Genomic DNA, 6204 nt, shown 5'->3' on the forward strand with positions numbered 1-6204 from the left:
TGCCCGAATGGTTGAGCGCGACGCACAGCATCAGCTGGCTGAGCTGCTGGAACTGCAGCTCCGGGGCGGCTCGGACGCCGGCGGGGTCGGCAAGTACCTGCTGCACCGGGCCAAGCCGCACATCCCGCCGTGGCTCGGCTGGGCCGGTACCGGCCTGGCCGGGGTACTGGGTCATCTGCGGTGGGCCGACAGCGCACCGGCGGCCGTGGGCCTCACCCTTGGGTCGGTGGTGCTGACCGGCGCCACCTGGCTGATCGGCAAGAACACCAGCCAGCAGCGGCGCTTGCACTCAGCCATCACCGTGGCCGCAGGCTCCGCCTGGCTGACCGCCGCCTGCCTCGCGGGCCCGACCGCGAGCCCGGTCGGCGACCTGTACCTGATGGGCGGTCCCGCCCTGGCCCTGTCCTGGAACGTCCGGATGGTGCTGCGGCACAGCCCGGACGCGTCGGGCGAAGGCTCGGACAAGGGTCTGTTGGAGAAGGTTGGGCTGGCGCGCGCGCAGATCGGCAACGCGAAGGTGGAACCGAACCGCGTCACGGCGCCGGTCGCGCTGGAAGCCGGCGTGCAGACCAACGACGACATGACCAAGGCACTGGGCAACATCGCCTCCGCCCTGGACCTGCCGACCTCCGCCGTGCGCTACACCCCCGACCCCGGCTCCGCCCGGCGCGGGGAACTGGTCATCGTGCCGGAAGACATGCTGGCCGAAGTCGTCGAGTGGGAAGGACCCTCCAACCTCGGGGGATCCATCGCCGAACCGCTGGTCATCGGCCGGTACGACGACGGCGCCCCGCTGGTGATCTGGCTTCCGGGCGACCCGGAGGCGGGCCGCAACTCCACCCACGTCCTGGTGGCAGGCGGTACCGGGTCCGGCAAGGGTGACACTGCCCTGAACCTGCTGACGGAGATCCTCTCCCGCCGAGACGTGATCGTGTGGTTTTCCGACCCGAAGGCGTTCCAGGACTTCGCGGCCCTGCGCCCCGGGCTGGACTGGGGAGTCGAGGGCGGCACCCCGACGGAGGTCCTGGTGGCGTCCGTCGAGGCGGCGATCCCGGCGCGTACGCGCTGGCTGGGTGCCCACGGCTACCGGCAGTGGGTACCGGAGGCCGCTCAGCAGCAGACCAGCCCGGAGCACACCTGCCGCCCGGACGGGCGGCCGTGCGGTTGCCCGGGGATGCCGTTCCTGGTGGCCTGGTTCGAGGAGGCCGCCAACACCCTGCGCGCGCTGGGGGACGACGCGTTCACCGGCATCGCGCAGGAGGCCCGTTCCGCCGGTATCTCGCTGATCGTGTCGCTTCAGCGGCCGTCGTACGACCAGATGTCCACCAGCACCCGGGCCTCTCTGCCGTCGGTGATCGCGCTGGGCTGCGACGCGCGCGACGAGGGGTTCTCGCTGCCGGACGAGGTCTTGGCCGCGGGCGCCCACCCGGGCGCGTGGGGTAACCGGCGGCCGGGCTACTGCTATGTCGTCTCACCCGGCATCCCGGAGGACCGCTACCCCTCCCCGGGCCGTACCCGGCGCTTCACGCACCGGGCGGTGCCGGTCATGGAACTGCTCGCCACCTGGGCACAGCGTAACGGCGCCCACGCGGATCCCGTCACCGCCGGCGCCGCCTCCAGCGTCGCCGGACGGGCCTACACCGGCCGGGCCGCGTCCGGCACCGAGCAGCCGACGGCGCTTCGGGCCGTCGAGCAGGAGGAGGACGACATGGAGCAGGGCGGCTTGCTGGTGGACCCGGAGGACCGGGACATCGACCCGGAGGCCGACCTCCCCGCGTCGGAGGCGGGCGATGACGCCCCGATCTTCGGACAGGAGCCGGGCCGTAAGCCGTCGCCGGAGGAGGCCCGGCGCCTGTTCGCGGACGCGCTGGCGGAGTTCGAGAGCGAGGGCCGAATGATCGTGGGCCCGAAGGACTTCACCGACTGGTGCGACGCCCACAACCTCTCCCGCTCCTGGGTGTCCCTCCGGCTGAAGGAAGCGGCGCAGGAAGGCCGGTTGGAAGCGACCAATACCACCGGCCGGTGGCGCATCATCCCCGCCCTCACGGCCGCCTGACACCCCTAACGCGTTACGGCCGCCTAACACCTAAACCCCTAGGCAGACACGCGTGTTACCCGCCCTAACAGCGGCCGGTCACGCGGCCTAACACCTGCTCGTAACACCCTCCCGCGGGCCCGCGCTCACCCCTGGTGGCGCGGGCCCGCGGCCATCCCGAAGGGAGTCCCCGTGAGCCACCCCGAGCGGCCCGCGGCCGTCGAAATCCACCACCCCCAGCCGATCACCGTGCACTCGCCCACCGCGCACCTGGTGCCGATGCAGCCGGGCCCGCCGCCGACCGTGCAGAGCATCGTCCTGCCCGACGGCCGAGTCGTCACCGGCTACGCCCTCACCCCCGCGCCCGCCCCCGCACCGGTCGACACGCGGCCGACCGTCTCGCGGACGGCGGTCAACATCGCGCTCGGGGGCATCGGGTTCGGCGCGGTGTGCGGCGGACTGTTCCTGCTCACCTCGTTCATCGCCGCCCTGACCGCGTTCATCACCCAGCTCATCATCCTGGCCGCCGTCATTTTCGGCGGATGGATCGCCGTGCAGATCTTCGGCGCCACCGGCCACCACGACCACGGCGGGACCACGGTCAACATCCGCAAGGCCGTCATCAAGCGCAGCCACTTTCACGGCTGACCACGCAGACAGGAGACCCGTGTTCGAGATCCGCGTCATCTGCGACCGGGCCGACGCCGAACACGTCAGTCGGGCTCTGGCCGCCGTGTTCGACACCGGCCCGGCACGCCAGTACCCCACCCGCGACGGCAAGCGCACCCGCCTCTACTTCACCGCCGACCACCGGCCCACCACACCCGAAAGCGAGTGATCACATGTCGTTCGGAGAGACCCCGATCACCATCATCGGCAACCTGACCGCCGACCCGGAGCTGAAGTTCACCGCGTCCGGCCAGGCACTCGCGCGGTTCACGGTCGCCTCGACCCCGCGCACCTTCGACCGCGAGTCGAACCAGTGGAAGGACGGCACGTCCACGTTCTTCCGCTGCGCCGCCTGGCGCACCCTCGCGGAACACGTGGCCGAGTCGCTGGGCAAGGGCTCGCGTGTGGTGCTGTCCGGCCGGATCCGTCAGCACGACTGGCAGACCCCGGAGGGCGAGAACCGCTCGATGCTCGCCGTCGAGGTCGACGAGATCGGGGCGTCCCTGCGCTTCACCACCGTCCAGATCAATGGCAAGCGCACCAGCGGCGTCGCCCCGTCCGACCACCCGTGGAACACCGCGGGCAACCCCGCCGAACCGGGCAATGAGCCGCCGTTCTAGCTGTGCCCGGGGCGACCGCCTCTCTCGCCAAAGACACGCGGTCGCCCCGGCCAACCAGTCCACAACAGACCTGTTGGAGGCCTCCAGCATGACCCATCCGACCGCCGCGCAGCGAGAGCACCTGCTCTCCGCCGCCCTGGCCGCCGCCGCGCGCGGGTGGCGCATCCACCCGCTCCGCCCCGGCAGCAAGGCATCCGCCCTACACGGCGAACACGCCTGCCCCCACACCGGCGAGTGCACCAGCGGACACGTGAAATGGGAGCAGCGCGCCACCACCGACCCCGACCGCATCCGCGCCGCGTGGTCCGCAGGCGCGTTCAACATCGGCATCGCCACCGGGCCCTCCGGCCTGGTCGTCGTCGACCTGGACATACCGAAGCAGAACAGCCAGGGCAGTGCGGACGCGCCTGACGGCGCGACGACCCTTTCGGCGCTCTGCGAGCGCGCCGGAGTGCCCTGGCCGACCACCTACACGGTGCGGACGCCCTCCGGCGGCATGCATCTGTACTTCACTTCCCCGCCCGGCGTGCGTCTGCCCTGCACGGCCAAGACTGTGGCGCCGAACGTCGACACCCGCGCGTGGGGCGGCAACATCGTCGCCGCGGGCAGCGTCACCACGGCCGGGGCGTACGAGGTGACCGACAACGCGCCCGTGGCGGTGCTGCCCGCGTGGCTGCTGCACCACCTCCGGCCCGCGCCCACACCGCCCGTCGCGCCTGCACCGCTGCTGATCCAGAGCGGGGCCACCCGCCGCGCTGCGGTGGCGCTGGAGCGGGAGGCCGCACGGGTCAGCAAGGCGCCGGAGGGCCAGCGGCATGACCTCCTGCTAAAGCGCACGATCGCCATCGGACGCTTCGTCGTCTGGGGCGAGATCGCCCGGGACGTGGTCGAGCAGGCATTTGGGGCGGCCGGTGAGGCGGCCGGACTGCCGGCGGCCGAGTGCCGCGCCACGATCCGGGACGCGCTGGCCTACTCCGCCCGTACCTGCCGCGCCCGGGTGACGACATGAGCCACAACCCGCCCCGCCCGCAGCCCAAATGCATACCCGACACGGCTGGTTGGTCGGACTCCGCCACCCGCGCGGTACGCCCGGCTCGGGGGTGCGGCCAAGGAAAGGCCGCCCGTCAGGGCGTCCTTTCAGCTCTTCGTTCTGACCCGCACCCGACCAGCCGGAACCCCGACGACCCGACGCCGGAGCGGCCGGGCATCCGCATCTACGCCCCGCCGGTCTACCGCCACCACTACGACGGCGCCCGCTGGTCCAAGCGCTACGGCGCCACGCCCACCACCGCCTACGCCTGCCCGTGCGGCCAGACCGGCGCCGCCCGCGGACAGCAGGCGGTGGCCGACCTGGTCACCGAGTACGAGGCACACGAGCACTTCTGCACCGGCACACCCGGCCCGAACACCGAAAGGAGGAACGCCGCATGACCGACACGACCACGCTCCAGCCCGCCGACGGAGCTGTCCTGCTCGATGAAGTCGAAGCGTTCCACCGCCGCTTCAACATCTTCCCCCTCGATGCCGCGTACGTCGCCGTCACGCTCTGGGACGCGCACGCCCACCTGCTCGACTGCTTCGACTCCACCCCGCGCATCGCGTTCCTCTCCCCGGAGCCCGGCTCCGGCAAGTCCCGGGCGCTGGAGATCGTGGAAACCCTCGTGCCGTACCCGATGGTCGCGGTCAACGCGTCCGCGTCCGCGCTCTTCCGGGCGGTCTCCGGGATGGAGGGACGGCCCACGATCCTGTTCGACGAGATCGATACCGTCTTCGGGCCCAAGGCCGGAGAGAACGAACAGCTCCGGGGGTTCCTGAACGCGGGCCACCGCCGCTCCGGCGTCATGTGGCGGTGCGTGGGCGACGGCGCCAACCAGCAGGTACAGGAGTTCCCGTCGTTCTGCGCGGTCGCGGTCGCCGGACTCGGCTCGCTGCCGGACACGATCCTGACCCGCTCCGTCATCGTCCGGATGCGGCGCCGCGCGCCGAACGAGAGTGTGGAGCCGTTCCGGCAGCGCATCCATGAGAAGGAAGGTCACGCGCTGCGTGACCGGCTCGCCAACTGGGCACAGTCCGTGCGCCACCTGGTCGACGGGGTGTTCCCGCAACTCCCGGAGGGCATCAGCGACCGGCCCGCGGATGTATGGGAACCCCTTCTGGCCGTCGCAGAGGCGGCCGGCGGTGCGTGGCCGGAGCGGGCCCGGGCCGCCTGCGTCGAGCTGGTGAGCGCGGCCAAGACCAGCGACAAGGGCAGCATCGGCATCCGCCTGCTGACCGACCTGCGCGACTACGTGTTCAACGGCATCGACCGCCTGCCCACCGTCGCCATCCTGGACCGACTCCACAGCCTCGAAGAGGCGCCGTGGGCGGACATGAGCGGCAAGCCCCTGGACGCCCGCGGGCTCTCGCGGATGCTGCGCGAGTACGTCACCGCGGACAACACCCCGATCGCGGCCCGCAACATCAAGACCGGCGGAAGCGTCATGAAGGGCTACTACGCGAGCGACCTGCACGACGCGTGGCAGCGGTACTGCCCACCCCCCGCGGAAAGTGCGCTACTTCCGCTACCTCCGCTACCGGGCAGGTCAGAGCCCTGAAATCGGTAGCGGATGCGCGCCCCGCATCCGCTACCGCCAGACCTCATCCGCTACCCGCCCCGCGGCCACCATCCCGGGGCCGGTAGCGGATCCATCCGCTACCGCTACCCCTATCCGCTACCTCGATCATGCCCCTGACCAGGGCGGTAGCGGAGGTAGCGGAAGTAGCGGACCTGTCGGGGGAGCCGGCACCCCGCCGTACGTCTCCAGCAGGAAGATCCCGCTCAGCACCAGGCCCAGCAGGGCCGCCCCGCGCCACTGGGCGCCGGGGAGCGCGCGCAGGGCA

7 protein-coding genes and 1 pseudogene are annotated in these 6204 nt (G+C 71.7%); 7 read left to right on the forward strand and 1 reads right to left on the reverse strand.

All coding sequences use genetic code 11. The features are described from left to right. Nucleotides 1–7 precede the first annotated feature (7 nt). The 7 genes from traB to AB0N17_RS41920 all read left to right on the forward strand — a co-directional run bounded on the left by traB (nucleotide 8) and on the right by AB0N17_RS41920 (nucleotide 5918). Nucleotides 8–2056: a plasmid transfer protein TraB gene (gene traB / locus AB0N17_RS41890; RefSeq protein WP_366016938.1), complete on the forward strand. Its 2049-nt coding sequence runs from the start codon at nucleotides 8–10 to the stop codon at nucleotides 2054–2056. Between the two features lie 171 nt (nucleotides 2057–2227). Then, nucleotides 2228–2683, forward strand: coding sequence for a hypothetical protein (locus AB0N17_RS41895; protein ID WP_366016939.1), 456 nt, complete (start codon nucleotides 2228–2230; stop codon nucleotides 2681–2683). Nucleotides 2684–2702: 19 nt separating this feature from the next. After that, nucleotides 2703–2873 carry a hypothetical protein gene (locus AB0N17_RS41900; protein WP_366016940.1) on the forward strand — a complete coding sequence of 57 codons (171 nt, stop codon included), beginning with the start codon at nucleotides 2703–2705 and terminating at the stop codon, nucleotides 2871–2873. Nucleotides 2874–2877: 4 nt separating this feature from the next. Next, a complete protein-coding gene (gene ssb, locus AB0N17_RS41905; RefSeq protein WP_366016941.1) occupies nucleotides 2878–3324 on the forward strand; it encodes a single-stranded DNA-binding protein in 447 nt (148 codons plus the stop codon). An 88-nt stretch (nucleotides 3325–3412) separates the two neighbouring features. After that, a complete protein-coding gene (locus tag AB0N17_RS41910; protein ID WP_366016942.1) occupies nucleotides 3413–4333 on the forward strand; it encodes a bifunctional DNA primase/polymerase in 921 nt (306 codons plus the stop codon). Further along, nucleotides 4330–4755 (forward strand): hypothetical protein, encoded by a 426-nt coding sequence (locus tag AB0N17_RS41915; RefSeq protein WP_366016943.1) that lies wholly within the window; start codon nucleotides 4330–4332, stop codon nucleotides 4753–4755. The genes AB0N17_RS41910 and AB0N17_RS41915 overlap by 4 nt, the downstream gene beginning before the upstream one ends. After that, the gene (locus AB0N17_RS41920; protein ID WP_366016944.1) at nucleotides 4752–5918 is read left to right on the forward strand and encodes a DUF3631 domain-containing protein; all 1167 of its coding nucleotides are present in this window, start codon (nucleotides 4752–4754) and stop codon (nucleotides 5916–5918) included. Before AB0N17_RS41915 ends, AB0N17_RS41920 begins: the two co-directional genes overlap by 4 nt. Nucleotides 5919–6107: 189 nt before the next feature. Here AB0N17_RS41920 and AB0N17_RS41925 read toward each other — a convergent pair. Then, nucleotides 6108–6204, reverse strand: a pseudogene (locus AB0N17_RS41925) (EamA family transporter); the annotation flags it as partial.

This window comes from Streptomyces sp. NPDC051133, assembly GCF_040682635.1.
Taxonomy (GTDB): domain Bacteria; phylum Actinomycetota; class Actinomycetes; order Streptomycetales; family Streptomycetaceae; genus Streptomyces.

Coding starts and splice junctions, on each gene's coding strand:
- traB (WP_366016938.1), top strand. CDS start 8: ATGGTTGAGCGCGACGCACAGCATCAGCTGGCTGAGCTGCTGGAACTG.
- ssb (WP_366016941.1), top strand. CDS start 2,878: ATGTCGTTCGGAGAGACCCCGATCACCATCATCGGCAACCTGACCGCC.
- AB0N17_RS41910 (WP_366016942.1), top strand. CDS start 3,413: ATGACCCATCCGACCGCCGCGCAGCGAGAGCACCTGCTCTCCGCCGCC.
- AB0N17_RS41915 (WP_366016943.1), top strand. CDS start 4,330: ATGAGCCACAACCCGCCCCGCCCGCAGCCCAAATGCATACCCGACACG.
- AB0N17_RS41920 (WP_366016944.1), top strand. CDS start 4,752: ATGACCGACACGACCACGCTCCAGCCCGCCGACGGAGCTGTCCTGCTC.